This is a genomic window from Pseudomonas cyclaminis (assembly GCF_015163715.1).
Classification (GTDB): Bacteria; Pseudomonadota; Gammaproteobacteria; order Pseudomonadales; family Pseudomonadaceae; genus Aquipseudomonas; species Aquipseudomonas cyclaminis.
Window position 1 is genome coordinate 1 of sequence record NZ_JADDUM010000251.1, and the last position, 21,345, is coordinate 21,345.

Consider the following 21,345-nt stretch of genomic DNA (forward strand, 5'->3'; position numbering starts at 1 on the left):
GTCGTCTGGGAGGGCCTCATCGGGGGCAAGCCCCCTCCCACATTTTGACCGCATTCCTACAGATTAAACGCGGTTAAGTGTGGGAGGGGGCTTGCCCCCGAGGGCGATCTATCAGGCGCCGGATTTACCAGAAACCATAAACACCAACCCACCCGCCACCGCCCGCTCATGACACAACCCCAACACCACCCGCCGCTCGGCGTTGTCCATGCGGCTCCAGCGCGTAATCTCATCCACGGTGCGCTGGCAGCCGGTGCAAATATCGTCATCGTCCAGCGCGCAAATGCTCACGCACGGCGAGGCGACGGGGCGTTCGGTCGGGTTCATTCTGGCTGCTCGGCCAGGTCGCGGGCATACCGCTGCGAGTTATGCACATAGTGCGCGGCGCTGGCTTCGAGCATGCGCTTCTGTGCGTCCGTCAGCTCACGCACCACTTTGCCCGGCGAGCCCATCACCAATGAACCGTCGGGAATTTCCTTGCCTTCGCCGATCAGCGAGTTGGCGCCGATGATGCAGTGCTTGCCGATTTTCGCGCCGTTGAGGATCACCGCATTGATGCCGATCAGGCTGTAATCGTCGACGGTGCAGCCGTGCAGCATGGCGTTATGGCCGATGGTCACGCCGGTGCCCAAGGTCAGCGGGAAGCCCATGTCGGTGTGCATCACGCTGCCATCCTGCACGTTGCTGTTCCTGCCGATCAGGATCAGTTCGTTGTCGCCACGCAATACCGCGTTGAACCAGACGTTGGCGCCCTCCTCCAGCTTGACCTTGCCCACGAGCGTGGCATTGGGTGCCACCCAGCTGTTGGGGTGCGTCTCGACGCGGGCGTCGCCCAGGCGGTATTTCATGGTGTGTCCTCACGGCTCGCCATTCAAACGATGGCTTAGATATTGATGAAGCTTTTAGGGGGCTGGTGCAGGCTGATCTGGGCATCGTCATAGAGCAGGTTGATCAGCTCGACGATCATGATCGCCGTCAGCCCCCAGATCTTGTACTCGCCAAACCGATAGCTGGGCACGTACCAACTGCGGCCCTGGTAATCGATTCTGTGGGTATGTTCACGCGGATCCTGTCGGAAAAAATCCAGGGGCACGCTGAACACGGCGGCGATTTCGGCATCGTTGGCCAGGTACTCGACGTAATCGGGGATCACACCGACATAAGGCGTGACGCGAATACCGTGCAGGGAAATCAGGGGGCTCAACGGGCCAATCACTTCGACCAGGCCGGGCGGCAGGCCGATTTCTTCTTCGGCCTCACGCAGGGCGGTGAAAATCAGGTCCGGGTCTTCGGGGTCGCGGCGACCCCCGGGAAACGCCACTTCGCCACCGTGGGTCGACAGGCCGCTGGCGCGCAGGGTCAGGATCAGCTCAGGTTCGTCACTGCGGGTAATCGGCACCAGCACCGCGGCCTCGGGGAAACGCCCGTCGGTTTCCAGCGTGTGGGGGGTGTGATTGCTTACCCGGCGAAGTAGCTCGTCCAGCATGAGTCATCTCGGTCTGTTGGCTACCCAGCATCATGCACCAAAGCGGGCGGGCGCCCAACCCCAAAACCCTGCGGGTGTCGCTAAACGACAACTTGCAGGCCCCTGCCCGCCACGCCAAGATAGGCGCACTTTCCAGGAAGCCCAGCATGAAATTCTGCAGCCAGTGCGGCAAACCGGTGACCCAACGCATTCCCGAAGGCGACGGGCGCCTGCGTTTTGTGTGTGATCACTGCTCGACCATTCACTACCAGAACCCCAATATCGTCGCCGGGACCGTACCGGTGTGGGGCGACAAGGTGCTGTTGTGCCGCCGCGCCATCGAGCCGCGCCTGGGTTACTGGACCTTGCCCGCAGGCTTTATGGAAAACGGCGAGACCGTCGAACAGGCCGCCACCCGCGAAACCCTGGAAGAAGCCTGCGCCCGCGTGCGCGACCTGGCGATCTACACCCTGATCGACGTGCCGCACATCAACCAGGTGCATATCTTCTACCGCGCCGAGCTGGTCGACCTGGACTACGCCGCAGGCCCCGAAAGCCTTGAAGTGCAGCTGTTCGACGAAGCCGACATCCCTTGGTCCGAGCTGGCTTTCCGCACGGTGGCACGTACCTTAGAATGCTTTTTCGCTGACCGCCGCGAACAGTCCTACCCGGTGCGCAGCGAGGCTGTGCCGCCGATGGGCAAGCCCGCCCAATAATAATCCGGCATCAAGGGAAATCGTTTCAATGCGTTGGTTGCTTGCTCTGCTCTGCCTGTCGTTCGCCACGCTGTCGCCGGCTTCCACCGTGGAGACCCTGGGCGGCAAAACCGTCGAAAAAGTCCTGGTGCTCAAGTCCGCCCATCAGTTGCAACTGATCAACGATGGCAAACCCCTCAAGACCTACCGCATTTCCCTGGGTAAAAACCCCAAGGGCCACAAGCTGATCGAGGGCGACCGCCGCACTCCGGAAGGCCTGTACTGGATCGACTGGCGCAAGACCAGCGAGCGCTTCAACCTGGCCATGCACATCTCCTACCCCAATATCAGCGACGCCGCCCGCGCACGCCGCGAAGGGGTGAAGCCCGGCAGCATGATCATGATCCACGGCACCCCCGACACCGAAGACTACCCGGAACAGTGGTTCCACACCCTGGACTGGACCGACGGCTGCATCGGCATGCGCAACGTCGACATGCGTGAAGTCTGGACCCTGGTCAAAGACGGCACACTGATCGAGATCCGGCCGTAATCCGCGACCGCTCGTAAAATAATTCAAAAAAAATCCCCGCCTCCCACAACGCCTCCCGGTGAATACCAGTTCACTGCGCGGGCTGCGCCGTTCTGCGCGCCATAAAGACCTCTCTAATACCACTTAAGACCAAGCCCTGTTATAGGGCCAAGAAAGCCGCGTCTGCACCGTTTTGGCAGCATTGACATGGTATTTAAGTGGTATTAATTTCCGGCCAATACCGGGCGACAACACTCCAATAACGCATCGGAAACCTGACAGATGAATCCCATCCTGGCCTTACGCCCAGACGACAAGCAATCCACGCCGCTGTACCTGCAATTGGCCCGCAAGCTCGAAGCAGCCATTCATGCCGGCGAGTGGAAATCCGAACAGGCACTGCCGTCGGAACGCGTCCTCAGCGAGCAGTTGAGCATCTCGCGGGTGACCGCCCGCAAGGCGCTGGAAGTGTTGTTTGCCCAAGGCCTGATCCGCCGCAGCCAGGGCTCCGGCACATTTATCACCCCACGCCTGGAACAGCCGCTGTCGCGCCTGTCGGGCTTCAGCGAGATGTTGCGCCTCAAAGGCTTTGTGCCCAGCTCACAATGGCTGGAACGCGACATCACCCCGCCGACCCACGAAGAACTGATCCGCCTGGCGCTGTCGCCCACCGACAAAGTGGCGCGCCTCAAGCGTTTGCGTAAAGCCGACGACACCGTGATGGCCATTGAGATGACCACCATGCCCGCCTCGGTGCTGCCACAACCGCAAGCCATCGGCAGCTCGCTGTACGAGTACCTGGAAAGTATCGGCAAGCCCATCGTGCGTGCCCTGCAGCATATCCAGGCGGTCAACGCCTCGGAAGAGTTCGCCGCCCTGGTGGGCATCGCCCCCGGCACCGCCATGCTGCTGATGACCCGCGTGGGCTACACCGCCGACAACACGCCGATTGAAATCACCGACACCTACTGCCGCAACGACTACTACGACTTTGTCGCAGAGCTGCGTCGATATGACTTTGCCGCCGAGTTGCGGCCTTAGAGAACTGCCCATGTCCGAAGACAATATCCTCACGCCCCACGGCTGGATCCGCGGCCGCCTGGTGCATGAACACGGCAAGGTGAGCGCCATTGAAGGCACGCCCTGCGACCCGGCCGACAACGATTTGCCCTACCTGCTGCCAGGCTTTATCGACCTGCATGTGCACGGCGGTGGCGGCAAGGACATCATGGAAGGCATCGACGCCTTCGAGACCATCACCCGCACCCACGTGCGCTTTGGCACCACCTCGCTGCTGGCCACCACCATGACCGCGCCGGTGGATGAAATCTGCGGCGTGCTCGGCCAGCTCGGCGCCTTCTGCGAGCAACGCCCTACCGGCAGCGCCCGCGTACTCGGCGTGCACCTGGAAGGCCCTTACATCAACCCCGGCAAACTCGGCGCCCAACCCAACTTCGCCCACACCGCGTTGATGGCGGAAGTGGAAGCCTACCTGCGTCTGGCGCCAATCCGTGTGATCACCATCGCGCCGGAAATCGCCGGCCACAATGTGTTGATCCGCGCCCTCAGCGAACGCGGCGTGCGCATGCAGATCGGCCACACCCTGGGCAGCTATGAGGAAGGCGTCGCCGCCCTCGCCGCTGGCGCCACCAGCTTTACCCATTTGTACAACGCCATGAGCCCGCTGCATCACCGCGAGCCGGGCATCGTCGCGCCGCGCTGGCCCACGCCAAGTACGCCGAACTGATCCCGGACTTGTTGCATGTGCACCCCGGCGCCATGCGCGTGGCACTGCGCTCGATCCCGTGCCTGTACTGCGTCACCGATTCCACCGCCGCCGCCGGCATGCCCGATGGCGAATACAAGCTGGGCAGCCACACCGTGACCAAATGCCTGGGCGGCGTGCGCCTGGCCGACGGCACCCTGGCCGGCAGCACGCTGACCATGGACCAGGCGCTGCGCAACCTGGTGAAGATCGGCCTGCCGATCAGCGAAGCCTCACAACGCCTGTCGCAATTTCCTGCGGATTACCTGGGCCTGGAAGAACGCGGCCGCCTGCAACCCGGCAGCTTTGCCGACTGCGTGCGCCTGGACCGCTCCCTGCACCTCACCGACGTCATGGTCGAAGGAGAAACCATTGTCTTCAAAAATGCTTGAAGAGGCCTTGGCCTCCGCTGACGCCGTCGCGGCGCAACTGCAACGCCTGAACCCGACGGTGGAAGAAATCGCCGGTCGCCTGCGCCGCCAGCCGCCGCAAGTGGCGATGACCATCGCCCGCGGCAGCTCGGACCACGCCGCCAGCTACTTTGCCTATTTGGCCATGCAGCATGTGGGGATTCCGGTGGCGTCGTTGCCGATGTCGGTGGTGACCTTGCTGCAGGCGCCGCTGAAGGTCAGCGGCCAGGTGGCGTTCGGTTTCTCGCAGTCCGGCCAAAGCCCGGACCTGGTCAATAGCCTGCGTCTGCTGCGCAAGCGCGGGGCCTTGAGCATCTCGTTGGTCAACGCCGAAGACTCGCCCCTGGAAGCCGCGTGTGAATTCCACGTGCCCCTGTGCGCCGGGCCGGAACTCAGCGTGGCGGCGACCAAGAGTTTTATCGCCACCCTCAGCGCCAGCGCGTTGCTGGTCGGACACTGGAACCAGGAAGCCGATCTGCTGCAAGCCTGCCAGGCCTTGCCCGATGGCCTGCGTGAAGCGGCAAGGCAGGATTGGAGCAACGCCATCACCGCCCTGCGCGACAGCCAGCGCCTGATGGTGATCGGCCGTGGCGCCGGTTTTGCCATCGCCCAGGAAGCGGCGCTCAAGCTCAAGGAAACCTCGGCGATCCAGGCCGAAGCCTTCAGCAGCGCCGAGGTACGCCACGGGCCGATGGCCTTGATCGACGCGAACTACCCGTTGCTGATATTCGCGCCACGGGGTGCCGAGCAGGCCGGGCTGCTGAGCCTGGCCGCCGACATGCGCCAGCGCGGCGCCCGCGTGCTGCTGGCCGCGCCCGACGATATCGCCGAACGCGACCTGACCCTGAGCCGCGCCGAACACCCGAGCCTGGACCCGGTGCTGGCGATCATGAGTTTCTACGTGATGGCCGCCGGTCTGGCGGTCGCCCGCGGCATGGACCCGGACCAGCCGCGCCACCTGAGCAAAGTCACCCGCACTCACTGAGTCGATTGCTGTGTTTTCCTGATGAGTACCGTGCCCATGTCCAACAACAATAATGCAGTGACCCTCGGCGCCCCCCTCAGTGGGCCGGTGCTGACCCTGGGCAACGTCCCCGACGAAGTGTTCGCCAGTGGCGCCATGGGCGACGGCCTGGCCATCGACCCGCTGAACGATTGCCTGCACGCCCCCTGTGATGGCGAGATCATCCACGTCGCACGCACCGGCCATGCACTGACGATCCGCGCCGATAACGGCGCCGAGCTGCTGATGCACGTGGGCATCGATACCGTCGAGCTGAAAGGCGAAGGCTTTGCGTTGCTGGTCAAACAAGGCGCACGGGTGAGCCAGGGCCAGGCGCTGGTGCGGTTCGACCTGGACCGCATTGCGCGCCAGTGCAAGAGCCTGATCAGCCTGATTATCCTGACCAATGGCGAGCACTTCGAACTGCAGCCCATGGCGTTGCAAACCGTCACACTTGGCGAGCCGCTGATGCAGGTCATCGCACGGTCGACAGCACCGGCCCGGACGGCTGTGGATAACGCTATCGAAGAGGCCAGCGCCAGCGTACACATCACCCATCGAGGCGGCTTGCATGCTCGGCCCGCCGCGCTGATCCGCAAGACGGCCCAGGGTTTCAGCAGCCAGGCGCGCCTGCACTACGGTGATAAGTCGGCCGCCTGCGACAGCCTGATTGGCTTGATGGGGCTGGGCATCGGCGAAGGCGACGAGGTGCGCGTCACCTGCCGTGGCAAGGACTGCGAGGCGGCGTTGCAGGCCTTGGTTGCCGCGCTGTCCGCGCCGATCAAAGCACAACCTCACGCCCCTGCCGCCCTTGCGCCACGCCGGGCCAATACCGAAGCCGATGTGCTGCAAGGCGTCTGCGCGGCGCCCGGCCTGGTCTGTGGGCCGCTGTTCCGCCTGAGCGGTATCGAGCTGCCGGCAGACACAGGCCAGCATTCGGCTGACGAACAACTGCAACAGCTGGATACAGCGCTGGAGCGGGTGCGCGGTGAAATCCGCAGCACCCTGGCGCACGCCCGCCAGGGTAAAAACGTCGAGGAAGAAGACATCTTCGCCGCCCACCTGGCGCTGCTGGAAGACCCGACCCTATTGGACGCCGCCACCGCGGCCATCGAGCAAGGCAGCGCCGCCACCCATGCCTGGCGCGATGCGATCCAGGCCCAGTGCGCGGTGCTGCTGGCATTGGGCAAGCCGCTGTTCGCCGAGCGCGCCAACGACCTGCGCGACCTGCAACAACGGGTGTTGCGCGCCTTGTTGGGCGAGGGCTGGCACGTCGAGTTACCGGCGGCGCAATTGTCAGCGCCCATGAACTGACGCCCTCGGACTTGCTGCAACTGAGCGCGCAGCAGGCGGTCGGCCTGTGCATGGCCGAAGGCGGCGCGACCTCCCATGTGGCGATCCTGGCGCGGGGCAAAGGCCTGCCCTGCGTGGTCGCACTGGGCAGCGAAGTCCTTGATGTGCCGCAAGGCCAGCGCGTGGTGCTGGATGCCGCCAACGGTCGCCTGGAACTGGCGCCCAGCGAAGCCCGTCACGCCCAGGTGCACCAGATTCGCGACGCACAAAAACTGCGCCGCCAGCAGCAACAGGCCCAGGCCCAGCAACCGGCACGCACCCGCGACGACGTCAGCATCGAAGTGGCTGCCAATGTCGCCTCCAGCAGCGAGGCGCGCGTGGCCTTTGAAAACGGCGCCGATGGCGTCGGCCTGCTGCGCACCGAATTCCTCTTCGTCGACCGCCGCACCGCGCCGGATGAACAGGAGCAACGCCAGGCCTATCAAGCCGTGCTGGATGCCATGGGCGACAAGTCGGTGATCATCCGCACCATCGATGTGGGCGGCGACAAACAACTCGACTACCTGCCGCTGCCCGCCGAGGCCAACCCGGTGTTGGGCCTGCGCGGCATTCGCATGGCTCAGGTGCGTCCTGAGCTGCTTGATCAGCAACTGCGTGCCCTGCTGCAAGTGTCCCCGCTGAAGCGCTGCCGCATCCTGTTGCCGATGGTCAGTGAAGTCGACGAACTGCTGCAGATCCGCCAGCGCCTGGATGAACTTTGCGCAGAGCTGGAACTGAACCAACGCCCCGAACTGGGGGTAATGATCGAAGTACCGGCCGCTGCGCTGATGGCCGAGCAGTTGGCCGAACACGCGGACTTTCTGTCCATCGGCACCAATGATCTCTCCCAGTACACCCTGGCCATGGACCGCGATCACGCCGGCCTCGCCGCACGGGTCGACGCGCTGCACCCGGCGCTGCTGCGGCTGATCGCCCAGACCTGCACCGGTGCAGCCAAACATGGGCGCTGGGTCGGCGTCTGCGGCGCGCTCGCCTCCGACCCGCTGGCCACGCCCGTGCTGGTCGGCCTGGGGGTCAGCGAGCTGTCAGTGAGCCCGCCGCAGATCGCGGAAATCAAGGACCGCGTCCGCCACCTGGACGCGGCGCAATGCCGGCAACTGAGCCTCGGCCTGCTCGACCTGAGCAGCGCCAAGGCCGTGCGCCAAGCCTGTCAACACCACTGGCCGCTGAGCTGACAACAACAAGAAAAAGGAGACCCGCCATGTATCAACTGTTCATTGAAGGCCTGCAACGCCTGGGCCGTGCGCTGATGCTGCCCATCGCCATCCTGCCGATTGCCGGGCTGTTGCTGCGTTTGGGCGATACCGACTTGCTCAACATCGCGGTGATGCACGATGCCGGGCAGGCGATCTTCGCCAACCTGGCGCTGATCTTCGCCATCGGCATCGCCGTGGGGTTTGCCCGCGATAACAATGGGACGGCCGGGCTGGCCGGGGCCATTGGTTATCTGGTGATGGTCTCCACGCTCAAGGTGATGGATACCAGCATCAACATGGGCATGCTCGCCGGTATCGCCAGCGGCTTGATGGCCGGTGCGCTGTATAACCGCTTCAAGGACATCAAGCTGCCGGAGTACCTGGCGTTTTTCGGCGGGCGACGCTTTGTGCCGATTGTCACCGGGTTCTCGGCGGTGGGGCTGGGGGTGATCTTTGGCCTGATCTGGCCGCCGATCCAGCACGGCATCAACGGCTTCGGCGTGCTGCTGATGGAAAGCGGCAGCCTCGGCGCGTTCGTGTTTGGCGTGTTCAACCGCCTGCTGATCGTGACCGGCCTGCACCACATCCTCAACAACATGGCCTGGTTTGTGTTCGGCACGTTCACCGATCCGGTCACCGGCGCGGTGGTGACGGGCGACCTGACCCGCTATTTTGCCGGCGATCCCAAAGGCGGCCAATTCATGACCGGTATGTTCCCGGTGATGCTGTTCGGCCTGCCCGCCGCGTGCCTGGCGATGTACCGCAATGCCCTGCCGGAACGGCGCAAGGTGATGGGCGGGATCTTCCTGTCCATGGCACTGACCTCATTTTTGACCGGGGTCACCGAGCCGATTGAATTTGCCTTCATGTTCCTCGCGCCGTTCCTGTACCTGCTGCATGCGTTGCTCACCGGCCTGTCGATGGCGGTCACCAACCTGCTGAATATTCACTTGGGGTTTACCTTCTCCGGCGGCTTTATCGACATGGTCCTCGGCTGGGGCAAATCCACCAACGGCTGGCTGGTGATCCCGGTGGGCCTGGCCTACGCGGTGGTGTACTACAGCGTGTTTGATTTCTGCATCCGTAAATTCAACCTGAAGACGCCAGGGCGTGAGGACATCCCGGTCAGCCAGGCTGAAGCCATGACCGATAACCAGCGCGCCGGGGCCTATATCCGCGCCCTGGGCGGTGCCGACAACTTGCTCAGCGTCGGCGCCTGCACCACGCGTCTGCGCCTGGACATGGTCGACCGCAGCAAAGCGGTGGATGCCGAGTTGAAAGCCCTAGGCGCGATGGCGGTGGTGCGCCCCGGCAACGGTGGCAGCCTGCAGGTGGTGGTGGGGCCGATGGCGGATAGCATTGCCGATGAGATCCGGTTGGCGATGCCCCTGTCCGCCAACGCCGCGCCTCAGGCCCCCGCCATCGACACGCCCCACGCCCAGCAATGGCTGGATGCACTGGGTGGCCGGGACAATGTGCTGCAACTCGATTGCGTCGCCATGACCCGTATCCGCCTGCAATTGGCAGATGACCACGCGCTGTCGCAGCCACAGTTGACGGTCCTTGGCTGCCAGGGTGTCAGTCAGCTGGAAGACGGTGTGTGGCACCTGCTGGTCGGTGCGCAGGCGCAGGGTTTGAGTGACGCGCTCAACGCCCTGGCCAATCGCAACCCCGCACGTGCGGGCGCCTGACGGCGCTACCTATCTACCGCCCTGACCGGGGCGGCCCTCTCCATGCTGAGCGTTCTTACCTTCAGCATGGAGCTACCACTTGTGAGCACGTCCCCTCCCTCCTTGTCCTTTGACGAGATCAAAGGTTCGCTCAACCTGATCGGCCACCATTTGCTCCACATCGAGGCGCCGCTGCTGCCGGAGCAGAAAGCTTCGACCGAACTGGCCTACCTGGAGCAGTTGAACCTTGTACTTGAGGAACACCGCAATCAGTTCCTGCGCAAAGGCCGGATACTCTATTCGGCCCTGGCCAAGAGCCCGCTGACCAGCCCGGCCGGGCAAACACTGCTGGCTACCCTCAGGTCCACGCTGAACACGCAGCTACTGGCGCTGGATGCGCGTGAACAGATCAATGGCCGCGGGCAAAAAACCTTCATGGCCTATGACGCGGGCTACACCGCCCTGACCAACGAGGCCGCATTGGGGGAGTCGGATCGCCTGCTGCATCCTCAAGAACGGGCAATGCTCGATCGCGTAGCACTGGGCCCGACTTTACGCCCCGGCCAATATGCACTGACCATGGAATACCAGGACACCACCGTCGAACTGGCCGGGGCCTTTGTCCTTACAGAAAAGTCCAGCCCCGTGGTAGCCGACCTCTCCTCGACCGCGACGGTTGGCCGGGTCATGCTGTTCACCCCCTCACGGGGCATCGAAACCTTCGATTCCCTCACCGAGCTGAACACCCGACTGCGACTGAGCCTGGATCAGCCCGGCGAGCGGGATGATTTCCTGAGCTTGCTTCCAGTGCGATATCACGCCCTGCCACCTGAAGCGATCTGGCCGCTGGCGTTGGCGCCCATCGACGACGCGCCCCTGTTCGAGCACACCCACACTGCCCTGATCGCCAAACGTAGCGCAGATGTCGAGCGCGCCTTGAGCCTGGTCGACAACCCCGCAAACGAGGCGGGCCCGTTGATTGACGCCCTGGACCGGGCACTCGCCAGTGCCCTGCCCGACCTCACTGCCCGCCTTGAATGGCGCGCTCAACTGCTCCTGGGCAGATGGCTGCGCCATAGCGCACCGGACTGGTACCGCAGCGCCAACGAGGCGCGACGCGCAATGCTGGCCGACAACCTGCGCCGCTATAACGAGGCGCGCAAACACCTGCTGGATCTGCTGGGGCCGGTTACCACGCCTCACGCCCTGGCCCGTTATCAATGGCTGGAGCGCTTGAGCGACGATCTGGAAATCAACGATCTCGACCCGGCACGGATAGAGGTCAATACCCGCCGCGTGCTCAACCCTATCGGCGAATATGAGCATGACCGAAACCTGGTCGAACTGGCCTTGCGAGGCCTGCATACCGGCGATGAACTCGCTGACTCCGATTTTCTGAAAAAAACCACGCTCAGCTACCACGGTGCGCGGTTGGCGCCGCAGTACAGCGACCTGACCCCCGCCTGGCTGCTGCAACAACTGGATACGCTGCAACCGCGTATCGACTTTGCCGAGGCGCAAAAACAGTTGCATGCCAAGTCGCAGGTGAGCCAGGCCATCGCGGCAATGCTCGATCAGCGCATCAATACGCTGGCCTATACGGCGCTGTTGCAAGGTCATCTCACTGAGAATGACTTCGACCTGATCCAAAGCCTGCGCCAAGGCACCGGCACCCACCTGAGCGCCTCGACCCTGTCCCTGCATGAGGCCCAGTTGCAGGACCTGTGGGTACTGCGCCAGCGCAATCCGGATAACGTGGTCACCCGCGTGTTGCTGTGCACCCCCGAAGCCCCGCGTGAGAAACAGTTCCAAGCCTTCAACAGTGAGGCTGCCTGCCAGAGCCACATCCTCAGTTGGACCCTGGACAACGGTATCAAATCGCCGCCGGGCACCTTGACCGACTACCTGATCAACCGTGTTGCGCTGCGCTTTCGCAACAAGATGAAGCAGGTACTCAACAGTTTGAGCTTCAAACCCCAGGCCCTCGAACACCAGGAGGTCACCTTCGGCCCAAGCTGCAGCCATGCCGATTGCCTCAAGGACATGGCGAACCATGTACTGGCCACCCGCGTCGATGACTATGAGTTCAGCACACCGGGCTGGTACCGTTCGGCACCTGTCGGCACTCGCCGCAAGCTGACGAAACTGGCAGAGGATGCCGAAGGTGGATTACGTACCTACAACGATTTTCCATTGTCCGAGGCGAACGTCCCACGCTTCACCGATTACCTGCATGAGCAGGCCAAGAAAAGCCTCAACGCGCTGCTTGGCCACCCTCGCAACGAAGTCGATCCGGACACCGTGCTGGCCTACTCGCCGCCCTCATTGATCGGCACCTCCACGCCGGCCCCTATTTCCTACACCCAGCTCTACCGGGATGGGTACGCCGATGGCATTGGTTTCCTCGACGAAAAGTTCTCGCGCTCCGCACGCTTCAAGGGGCCGGAAAAGGTGGACCTCAGCCTGTTGACGGCGGAAAAAGTCGCGCGTTCGGTCACCGGGGTCTGGATCGGTGAGCGTTACACCAACGAGATCAAATCAAGGCTGCTGGACGCTGACAGCCCCGACTATCACCTGCGGCGCAGTGCCACGCTGATCATCACCCAAACGCACATGCAGAACACCGCCCTTGAGTGTCAATTGCAGGGCCACATTGCCCGTGTCGATTGGCAATGGCTGCAGCACAGCATCGCCAACATGGGCAGTACAGCGGCCCAAACCCGTCGCGACGACGCCATTCACCGCTTGATGATCGATGGCGACTGGGTAATCGGCACCTACCTGTTCAGCCATGGCAACAACCCCACGTTGCTCTACACCCCCAACGCACCGGACGGCATCAGTTGGCGCGAGGCCAAGCTGTTCAACTACCTGCTGAAAAAGCTCCCGGGGATGATCCAGTACCTCACCTCACGCGTTGCCAGCCAATCCAAGGTCAGGGTCCAGGCCTTTCTGGAAACGGCCAAGGCGCAGTTACCCGAGCAGTTGGACAAGACCAGTGTCAGCCCGCCCCGGTATGACTCGACTTACGCACAGGCGCCGCTGCCTGACCTGCCCAAAGACCTGTACAACATGAAGCTGCAGCGCATCATCGATGACGTCGCCGCCACCACAGTCAGCCGCACGCAAATGATCAGCAGCATTTTGTGGACCTGTGTGGAATGGGTGACCGCCGTCGCCACCGCGCCCTTTCCGGTGCTGAGCCTGAGCGCTGGCCTGCTGCTGGCGTTCAAGGATGGCATGTTGGCGCTGCACGCTTACCATCAAGGTGATAACGCCAGGGCGCTGGAACATTTCATGGGTTACTTGTTCAACAGTGCCGGTGCGGTGTTCACCGACCTGCGACCGGCGCTGGGCTCACTGAAACGCCTGGGCCATGCGGCAGCGCGGCCGGCCTTGAGTTCAGTGAAACGACTGAGCCAGGCCCCCAGGCGCCTGGCCCATACCCCACCGATGAAATTGATCAGCCCCCTTGAACCCAAGCCTCTCGCCCCGACGGGCATGCAGTCGGCATTGTTTGATGGTGAACTGCTATGGGCGCCCAAAAGCCCCGATCCAATTGGACGCTACTTGCTGTATCGCCTGGACCCGGCCACCGGCAAGCTGGTCTCGACCACCCGTCTCGCCGCGCCCGATGCCCAAGGCGTCTGGAAACGCACCGGCGTGACGGGGGGCGCGCCGAAGTATGAAAAAGTCGCAGATTCTCCTGACAACCTGAAAAACTATGAAATGCCTGACAAGTACCAGGAAAACCTGAGGCTCGTCTTTGACCCTGAGATGAAAGCCCGACTCAGGGCTCAGGGGGATTTTTTTCCCGACAATCCAGAACTCGTGCGCATAGCGGTGGCCCAGGACCTGCAATCGACCCACGCGGTTTACCAACAGCAGGTCAACCATCTGACCAAGGACGCAGAAGCCTTCTTCAGCGCACGCCCTGCCGATGCGCCTCGTGCGCAGGTGCCTGCTGTCGAGACGCAGACGTCTCTGGCGGCATTGACCGACAACGAAGCGTTCAGCGCCCGCCCAAACCTGGTCATAGGTGCGGTGCCGGGCTCCATCGCCAGCAAACAGCTATTGATCGAAAACATGGACGCATTGATCCAAAAGGGCTTCAAGCGTCTGTATGTGGAATACCTGCCCGGTGATGTTTTTCGCACGAAACTGGCGAAGCTCAATAGCGCAAAGTCCTGGAAGAATATCGAAGAGCATTTGAAAGCCATCGACAAGGCCATGGGGTTTGCCAAAAACGCAGAGTTCTCTTACTTCAGCCTGATACGCGAAGCCCGGAAGAAAGGGTTGAAAGTCCATGCCCTGGACGCCTCGACGTCCTACCAACTGGACGATGCCATGAGCCTTGGGGATACCCCGTCCACCACCCCACGAGACGCCGCCGTCAGAAACTTCTATTCGCACAAGGTGCTGGAAACGGACATCGAAAACTTGCCGGACGAACGCTGGATCGCCCTGGTGGACCCATCGCGCATGACGACCTTCAAGCAGAAGCCTGGACTTGCCGACCTGCACAAGGCGGTTGCTGTGCGTGTGGAAGATGTCGGTCCCGGTCAGCCCGTTGGGCTGCGACCGGACAGCCCCGGTGCTATCCCCGCAGATGCGGCGGCTAAAGGCGACTATACGCTGGCGCTGCAAACGCCCTACAAGGCAGTCGAGTTGCCAGGCCCGTCGACCACGGCGCCAGCACCCTCGGTAGGGCATTACAGCGACTACGACATTGCGCCGAACCTGCGCGACAGCATCCATACACAGTCTATCCAGCATCATGGGCTGGACACTCGCTACGCACCCGGCCCAGATCATCTCGAAGCGTGGCTTGCCTTTAAAGACACCCGCACACGCCTGAACAAAGATGCAATCGAGTACTTGGCCAGCCATGAGCCAGTCGCCCGGCCGGACCTTTCGCTGATGGGCGCGCACACCTTGCCCGAGCCGTTCCTCGAAGCCTTCGGCAAGAGCAGGCTGCATGGACTGATCATCGGCGAGGCCCACGCAGCGCAGGCGAGCAAGGCATTCCTGATAAAGCACATGAAAAAGCTCAAGGCGTTGAAGGTCAAAACCCTCTACGTTGAACACCTGCTCACCGATCTGCACCAGGCAGAGTTGGACACGTTCTTTCGTACAGCAAAGATGCCGCACAATCTGAAAGACTATCTAAAGGCTCAGGACGCCGGACACATGCCGCTCTACAGCGGGCCCAACACCTACTCGCAGGTAATCCATGCCGCCAATAAATACGGCATTCGGGTACGTGCACTCGACTGCAGCGCCAGTTACAACGTAAAAGGTGCGGGTGACGATGCCCGTAACCAGATGTTCAGCTATTTTGCCTCACAGGTAATCAAGGCTGATCAGGCTGTAAATGGCCCACATAAATGGGTGGCGTTCATCGGCAGTGCTCACACCAATATTCACCGGCAAGTGCCCGGCCTGGCTGAGTTGCAAGGTGCGGTCAGCCTGCATATCCGTGACACCGCGCCCAACCTGTCGAGCAACATCCGCCCAGGCCGCTGGGAGACGCTGCTGGAAACCCGTTGGACGGCATTGCGCAGTGACTTTACGTTGGAAGTCGGCGTGGCCGGCCGGTATCAACCTGCCGCGTTCGTCCCTCTGGACAGGGCACGGCTGAAGGAATCCGGGCACTTTCTGATCGAGCGCCCGTCCTCGGCAGAAACCAACCTGCTGCATAAATCCAGAACCGGGGAAATCGTCTCGACCCCGATCCAGGTAGACGATAAGGGGATGTTTTTCATTGATCGCTGGGGCATGGCACAGCAGCGTTTTGTCCACCAGACCACTTTGATTGATGCGATTCGCGCCGAGGTGAAACTGACACCGGCGCCGTAATCCAGGCAACAAAAAACCCGCTGACCAAACTGGCCCAGCGGGTTTTTTGTTTATGCAGCCAACGAATCAAAAGTCCGCCAACTGCCACACTTCATAAGCGGGTGTTTCATACGGATGGCTTAACTTCAACGCAGCCACAACGGCCACAATCAACGCATCCGCCACCACCAGCTCAACCTTCCACTCGTCAACGACTTCAACCTGGCCCACTTGCCCGATAAACGGCTGGCTGCCGTCCAACGCGCGAAATTGGCCTTGGCCCAGCACTTGCCAGGCGCAGTGGTCGTAGTCGCCGATGCGCCCGCCGCCAGCTGCGAAGACGGCGGTTTTCACCGTCTCTACATGGCTGTCGGGCACAAAGAAGGCGAGCTTGTACACCGTCTTAGTTCACCCACACACGAGCGTTGCGGAACATGCGCAGCCAGGCGCCGTCCTCGTTCCACTCTTCCGGACGCCACGAGTTCTGCACAGCGCGGAACACACGCTCCGGGTGCGGCATCATGATGGTCACGCGACCGTCGCGGCTGGTGAGGCCGGTGATCCCGCGCGGCGAGCCGTTCGGGTTGGCCGGGTAGCTCTCGGTGACTTTGCCGTGGTTGTCGACGAAGCGCATGGCCACGCAACCGGACAGGTCGGCTTCAAGCAAGGCCTCTTCGCTGCTGAACTCGGCATGGCCTTCGCCGTGGGCGATGGCGATCGGCATGCGCGAACCGGCCATGCCTTGCAGGAAGATCGAGTTGGATTCCTGCACCTGCACCATGGCAACACGGGCTTCGAACTGCTCGGAACGGTTACGCACAAAGTGCGGCCAGAACTCGCTGCCCGGAATCAGTTCGCTGAGGTTGGACATCATCTGGCAACCGTTGCACACACCCAGGGTGAAGCTGTCGTTGCGCTCGAAGAAGCCTTGGAACGCGTCGCGGGCACGGCTGTTGAACAGCGCCGACTTGGCCCAGCCTTCACCGGCACCCAGCACGTCGCCGTAGGAGAAACCGCCGCAGGCGACGAGGCCTTTGAACTCGTTGAGGTCGACGCGACCGGCGAGGATGTCGCTCATGTGCACGTCGATCGCATTGAAGCCGGCGCGGTCGAACGCAGCCGCCATTTCCACCTGGCCGTTGACGCCCTGCTCACGCAGTACGGCAACTTGTGGGCGAATACCTTTCTTGATGTACGGCGCGGCGATGTCCTGGTTGACGTCGAAGCTGAGCTTGGTGCTCAGGCCCGGATTGTCTTCTTCCAGGATCACGTCGAATTCCTGCTCGGCGCAGTCGGCGTTGTCACGCAGGCGTTGGATCTGGTAGCTGGTCTCGGCCCACTGGCGTTGCAGCAGGCGGCGCTGGCCGGCAAACACGGTATCGCCATTGAACGAGATGTTGATCTCGCCATTGTTGATCGGCTGGCCGATCACGGCGACGCAGTCGTCCAGGCCAGCGGCGCTGAATTGTGCGAGGACGTCCGGGGTAGCGTCCTGGCGAACCTGGATCACGGCGCCCAATTCTTCGTTGAACAGGATGCCGTTGATCTCGGCAGCATCCTCGGCAACGCTGTCGAGCACGATGTTCAGTCCGCAGTGACCGGCGAAGGCCATTTCCACAACGCTGGTCAGCAAACCACCATCGGAACGGTCGTGGTAAGCCAGCAGGTGACCGTCGGCGTTGAGGCCCTGGATCACGGCGAAGAAAGCCTTGAGGTCTTCTGCGTCATCCACGTCCGGTGCGTGCTTGCCGAGCTTGCCGTGGGTTTGCGCGAGGATCGAGGCACCCATGCGGTTCTGGCCACGGCCCAGGTCGATCAGGATCAGATCGGTGGTGCCCTTGTCCATGCGCAGTTGCGGGGTCAGGGTCTGACGGATGTCGGTGACCGGCGCGAAACCGGTAACGATCAACGACAGCGGCGAAGTCACGCTCTTGTCGGTACCGTCTTCGTTCCAACGGGTGGCCATGGACATCGAGTCCTTGCCCACCGGAATGGTGATCCCCAGCTCCGGGCACAGCTCCATGCCGACGGCTTTTACGGTGTCGTACAGACGCGCGTCTTCGCCCGGATGGCCGGCAGCGGACATCCAGTTGGCCGACAGCTTGATGTCGGACAGCTTGCCGATGCGCGATGCGGCGATGTTGGTGAGGGTTTCACCAATGGCCATGCGGCCCGACGCCGGGGCGTCCAGCAGAGCCAGCGGCGTACGCTCGCCCATGGCCATGGCTTCACCGGTGTAGACGTCAAAGCTGGTGGCGGTGACGGCAACGTCGGCCACCGGCACTTGCCATGGGCCGACCATCTGGTCACGGGCAACCAGGCCGGTGATGCTGCGGTCGCCGATAGTGATCAGGAAGCTTTTGCTCGCCACGGCCGGGTGGTGCAGCACGCGCTCGATGCTGTCGGCCAGTTCCAGGGCGCTTGGGTCGAAATCATCGCCCAGCTCGGCTTCACGGACCGCCGAACGGTGCATGCGCGGGGCTTTGCCCAGCAGCACTTCGAGCGGCATGTCCACCGGACTGTTGCCGAAGTGGCTGTCTGTAACCGTCAACTGCGGCTCGGCAGTGGCTTCGCCGACCACGGCAAACGGGCAACGCTCGCGTTCGCAGATGGCCTGGAAGCGCGCAAAGTCTTCAGGGCCGACGGCCAGCACGTAACGCTCTTGGGATTCGTTGCTCCAGATTTCGTGCGGGGCCATGCCCGGCTCGTCGTTTGGAATGTTGCGCAGTTCGAAACGGCCACCACGGTCGCCGTCGTTGACCAGTTCCGGGAAGGCGTTGGACAAACCACCAGCACCGACGTCGTGGATAAAGCTGATCGGGTTCTTGTCACCCAACTGCCAGCAACGGTCGATGACTTCCTGGCAGCGACGCTCCATCTCCGGGTTTTCACGCTGTACGGAAGCAAAGTCCAGGTCCGCCGAGCTGGTGCCGGTGGCCATGGAGGAAGCCGCGCCGCCGCCCAGGCCGATCAACATCGCCGGGCCGCCGAGCACGATCAGCTTGGAGCCGACCAGGATCTCGCCCTTCTTGACGTGTTCTTCACGGATGTTGCCCATGCCGCCGGCCAACATGATTGGCTTGTGGTAGCCGCGCACTTCATCACCGTGAGGCGTGGTGATGGACTGTTCGAAGGTACGGAAGTAACCGGTCAGTGCCGGGCGCCCGAACTCGTTGTTGAACGCGGCGCCGCCCAGTGGGCCTTCGATCATGATGTCGAGGGCGGTGACGATGCGCTCAGGCTTGCCGTACGGCACTTCCCACGGCTGTTCGAAGCCCGGGATCTGCAGGTTGGACACGGTGAAACCGGTAAGGCCCGCCTTGGGCTTGGCGCCACGGCCGGTCGCACCTTCGTCACGGATCTCGCCGCCGGAACCGGTGGCTGCGCCAGGGAACGGGGCAATCGCGGTCGGGTGGTTGTGGGTTTCAACCTTCATCAGGATGTGCACCGGTTCCTGCACCGCGCCGTACTGGCGGGTCTCGGGGTCCGGGAAGAAGCGGCCGGCGACGGAGCCGACGATGACCGAGGCGTTGTCCTTGTAAGCCGACAGAACGCCTTCGCTGTGCATCACGTAGGTGTTCTTGATCATGCCGAACAGGCTTTTTTCCTGGCTCTGGCCGTCGATGTCCCAACTGGCGTTGAAGATCTTGTGACGGCAGTGTTCGGAGTTGGCCTGGGCGAACATCATCAGTTCGATGTCGTGGGGGTTGCGCTGCAAACCGTTGAAGGCGTTGACCAGATAGTCGATCTCGTCTTCGGCAAGGGCCAGGCCCAGCTCGGTGTTGGCCTTCTCCAGGGCGGCGCGGCCGCCGCCGAGCACGTCAATCGCGGTCAGCGGCTTGGGCTCGGCGTGGCTGAACAGACCGGCGGCCTGTTCGAGCTGGCTGACGATGATCTGGGTCATGCGGTCGTGCAGGCTGCTGGCGATCAGCTCGGCATCGGCATCGCTGAACTGGCCAGCGACGTAGAAGGCGATACCGCGCTCCAGGCGCTGGATTTTTTCCAGGCCACAGTTGCGAGCGATGTCGCTGGCCTTGCTCGACCAGGGCGAGATGGTGCCGAACCGCGGCAGAACCAGGAACAAGCGGCCAGTCGGCTCTTGAACGGGAACGCTTGGGCCGTACTTCAGAAGGCGTGCCAGCACTTGCTGTTCGTCGGCGGTCAATACGCCGGTAACGTCGGCGAAGTGAGCAAATTCAGCATACAGGCCTGTAACCGCTGGAACCTTCTGGCTCAGTTGTTCAAGGAGTTTGCTGTGGCGAAAGGCAGAAAGGGCAGGAGCGCCGCGCAGGATCAACATCTTCGGGACAGCCTCGGGAAGGGGTGTGCTTTGAGGCCGTGCATTCTAGCGTAAACCATCGCCAACGGCACCCGAAACGGCATCGCTGGCTGCTGCCGAACGTCAGTTGGCACGGTTTGCACGCTATCGGGGCATTATCCAAGGCATTCGGCGCAGTTATTTTAACCGTCACAATTACCCGCCAGGCCACGTTTCTGTGGGCTGCAGCACAGTTTTGGCGGCGCTAGCAGACAAGTCCCGCGCTGTCGAGATATGGCGCCGTGGGCCGTTTGCGTATACTGCGCAGATGTTCTCCCCAACTGCTTTGCGCCCGCGATGCGCCAAATGGCTCATCGCCACCGGACTCTTCCTGATGCTCAGCGCCTGTGTTGATAAACCCAGCACGCTAGAGCGAATCAAGGAGGATGGCGTATTGCGGGTGATTACCCGGAACAGCCCGGCTACGTATTTCCAGGACCGCAACGGTGAAACCGGTTTCGAATACGAACTGGTCAAGCGCTTCGCCGACGACCTGGGCGTAAAGCTGGAAATCGAGACCGCCGACAACCTCGACGACCTGTTCGGCCAACTGGGCAAAGCCAATGGCCCGGTGCTTGCCGCCGCCGGGCTGGTCAGCAGCGAGCAGCGCCAGCAACAGGTGCGGTTCTCCCATTCCTATCTTGAAGTCACCCCGCAGGTCATCTACCGCAACGGCCAGTCACGCCCGACCAACGCGGCGGACCTGGTGGGCAAGAAGATCATGGTGCTCAAGGGCAGCACCCACGCCGAACAATTGGCGACGCTTAAAAAGCAGAATCCTGCAATTGAATACGAAGAGTCCGACGCCGTTGAGGTAGTTGATCTGCTGCGCATGGTGGACGAGGGGCAAATCGACCTGACCCTGGTGGACTCCAACGAAGTGGCGATGAACCAGGTGTACTTCCCCAACGTGCGTGTGGCCTTCGACCTGGGCAATGCCAGCAACCAGAGTTGGGCCGTGGCCGCAGGCGAAGACAACAGCCTGCTCAACGAGATCAACAGCTACCTGGACAAGGTGGAAAAGAACGGCACCCTGCAACGCCTCAAAGACCGCTATTACGGGCACGTCGACGTACTCGGCTATGTCGGCGCCTATACTT

The 21,345-nt window shown here is 62.4% G+C and carries 12 protein-coding genes and 2 pseudogenes; 9 read left to right on the forward strand and 5 right to left on the reverse strand.

Annotated elements, in window-relative coordinates; translation table 11 throughout:
* Positions 1 to 111 precede the first annotated feature (111 nt).
* Genes IQK56_RS26515 through IQK56_RS26525 form a run of 3 tightly spaced genes read right to left on the reverse strand, consistent with a single transcriptional unit; the run spans position 112 to position 1,486 of the window.
* A complete protein-coding gene (locus IQK56_RS26515) occupies positions 112 to 327 on the reverse strand; it encodes a DUF1289 domain-containing protein (RefSeq protein ID WP_122310179.1) in 216 nt (71 codons plus the stop codon).
* Positions 324 to 848 (reverse strand): gamma carbonic anhydrase family protein, encoded by a 525-nt coding sequence (locus IQK56_RS26520; protein WP_193862977.1) that lies wholly within the window; start codon positions 846 to 848, stop codon positions 324 to 326. The genes IQK56_RS26515 and IQK56_RS26520 overlap by 4 nt, the downstream gene beginning before the upstream one ends.
* 35 nt (positions 849 to 883) lie before the next feature.
* Positions 884 to 1,486 carry a CoA pyrophosphatase gene (locus IQK56_RS26525; RefSeq protein ID WP_033898592.1) on the reverse strand — a complete coding sequence of 201 codons (603 nt, stop codon included), beginning with the start codon at positions 1,484 to 1,486 and terminating at the stop codon, positions 884 to 886.
* 146 nt (positions 1,487 to 1,632) lie between these two features.
* Here IQK56_RS26525 and IQK56_RS26530 point away from each other — a divergent pair, with 146 nt between their 5' ends.
* The 8 genes and pseudogenes from IQK56_RS26530 (at position 1,633) to IQK56_RS26565 (ending at position 15,948) form a co-directional block, all read left to right on the forward strand.
* Entirely contained in the window at positions 1,633 to 2,181 is a 549-nt protein-coding gene (locus tag IQK56_RS26530; protein ID WP_193862979.1) for an NUDIX hydrolase, read from the forward strand.
* A 28-nt stretch (positions 2,182 to 2,209) separates the two neighbouring features.
* Positions 2,210 to 2,713 (forward strand): L,D-transpeptidase family protein, encoded by a 504-nt coding sequence (locus IQK56_RS26535; RefSeq protein ID WP_193862981.1) that lies wholly within the window; start codon positions 2,210 to 2,212, stop codon positions 2,711 to 2,713.
* 261 nt (positions 2,714 to 2,974) lie between these two features.
* The gene (locus IQK56_RS26540) at positions 2,975 to 3,733 is read left to right on the forward strand and encodes a GntR family transcriptional regulator (protein WP_193862982.1); all 759 of its coding nucleotides are present in this window, start codon (positions 2,975 to 2,977) and stop codon (positions 3,731 to 3,733) included.
* A gap of 10 nt (positions 3,734 to 3,743) precedes the next feature.
* Positions 3,744 to 4,849: pseudogene (gene nagA / locus IQK56_RS26545) on the forward strand (N-acetylglucosamine-6-phosphate deacetylase).
* Positions 4,842 to 5,852 carry an SIS domain-containing protein gene (locus IQK56_RS26550; protein WP_425274565.1) on the forward strand — a complete coding sequence of 337 codons (1,011 nt, stop codon included), beginning with the start codon at positions 4,842 to 4,844 and terminating at the stop codon, positions 5,850 to 5,852. The pseudogene nagA and the gene IQK56_RS26550 overlap by 8 nt, the downstream one beginning before the upstream one ends.
* A gap of 36 nt (positions 5,853 to 5,888) precedes the next feature.
* Positions 5,889 to 8,398: pseudogene (ptsP, locus tag IQK56_RS26555) on the forward strand (phosphoenolpyruvate--protein phosphotransferase).
* Between the two features lie 26 nt (positions 8,399 to 8,424).
* Entirely contained in the window at positions 8,425 to 10,110 is a 1,686-nt protein-coding gene (gene nagE / locus IQK56_RS26560; protein ID WP_193862988.1) for an N-acetylglucosamine-specific PTS transporter subunit IIBC, read from the forward strand.
* A gap of 81 nt (positions 10,111 to 10,191) precedes the next feature.
* On the forward strand, positions 10,192 to 15,948 hold the full coding sequence (locus IQK56_RS26565) for a membrane-targeted effector domain-containing toxin (RefSeq protein ID WP_193901881.1): 5,757 nt from the start codon (positions 10,192 to 10,194) through the stop codon (positions 15,946 to 15,948).
* A gap of 66 nt (positions 15,949 to 16,014) precedes the next feature.
* On the opposite strand, the gene IQK56_RS26570 is transcribed toward IQK56_RS26565, so the two are convergent.
* A complete protein-coding gene (locus IQK56_RS26570; protein WP_122308820.1) occupies positions 16,015 to 16,326 on the reverse strand; it encodes a YqfO family protein in 312 nt (103 codons plus the stop codon).
* A gap of 4 nt (positions 16,327 to 16,330) precedes the next feature.
* Positions 16,331 to 20,227, reverse strand: coding sequence for a phosphoribosylformylglycinamidine synthase (gene purL, locus IQK56_RS26575; RefSeq protein WP_150676554.1), 3,897 nt, complete (start codon positions 20,225 to 20,227; stop codon positions 16,331 to 16,333).
* Positions 20,228 to 20,513: 286 nt separating this feature from the next.
* Between purL and IQK56_RS26580 the strand changes: the two genes are divergently transcribed.
* The coding region (locus tag IQK56_RS26580; RefSeq protein ID WP_193901882.1) for a transporter substrate-binding domain-containing protein at positions 20,514 to 21,345 on the forward strand (832 nt) is incomplete at its 3' end.

Coding starts and splice junctions, on each gene's coding strand:
- IQK56_RS26525 (WP_033898592.1), bottom strand. CDS start 1,486: ATGCTGGACGAGCTACTTCGCCGGGTAAGCAATCACACCCCCCACACG.
- IQK56_RS26530 (WP_193862979.1), top strand. CDS start 1,633: ATGAAATTCTGCAGCCAGTGCGGCAAACCGGTGACCCAACGCATTCCC.
- nagE (WP_193862988.1), top strand. CDS start 8,425: ATGTATCAACTGTTCATTGAAGGCCTGCAACGCCTGGGCCGTGCGCTG.
- IQK56_RS26550 (WP_425274565.1), top strand. CDS start 4,842: ATGCTTGAAGAGGCCTTGGCCTCCGCTGACGCCGTCGCGGCGCAACTG.
- IQK56_RS26520 (WP_193862977.1), bottom strand. CDS start 848: ATGAAATACCGCCTGGGCGACGCCCGCGTCGAGACGCACCCCAACAGC.
- IQK56_RS26540 (WP_193862982.1), top strand. CDS start 2,975: ATGAATCCCATCCTGGCCTTACGCCCAGACGACAAGCAATCCACGCCG.
- purL (WP_150676554.1), bottom strand. CDS start 20,227: ATGTTGATCCTGCGCGGCGCTCCTGCCCTTTCTGCCTTTCGCCACAGC.
- IQK56_RS26515 (WP_122310179.1), bottom strand. CDS start 327: ATGAACCCGACCGAACGCCCCGTCGCCTCGCCGTGCGTGAGCATTTGC.
- IQK56_RS26535 (WP_193862981.1), top strand. CDS start 2,210: ATGCGTTGGTTGCTTGCTCTGCTCTGCCTGTCGTTCGCCACGCTGTCG.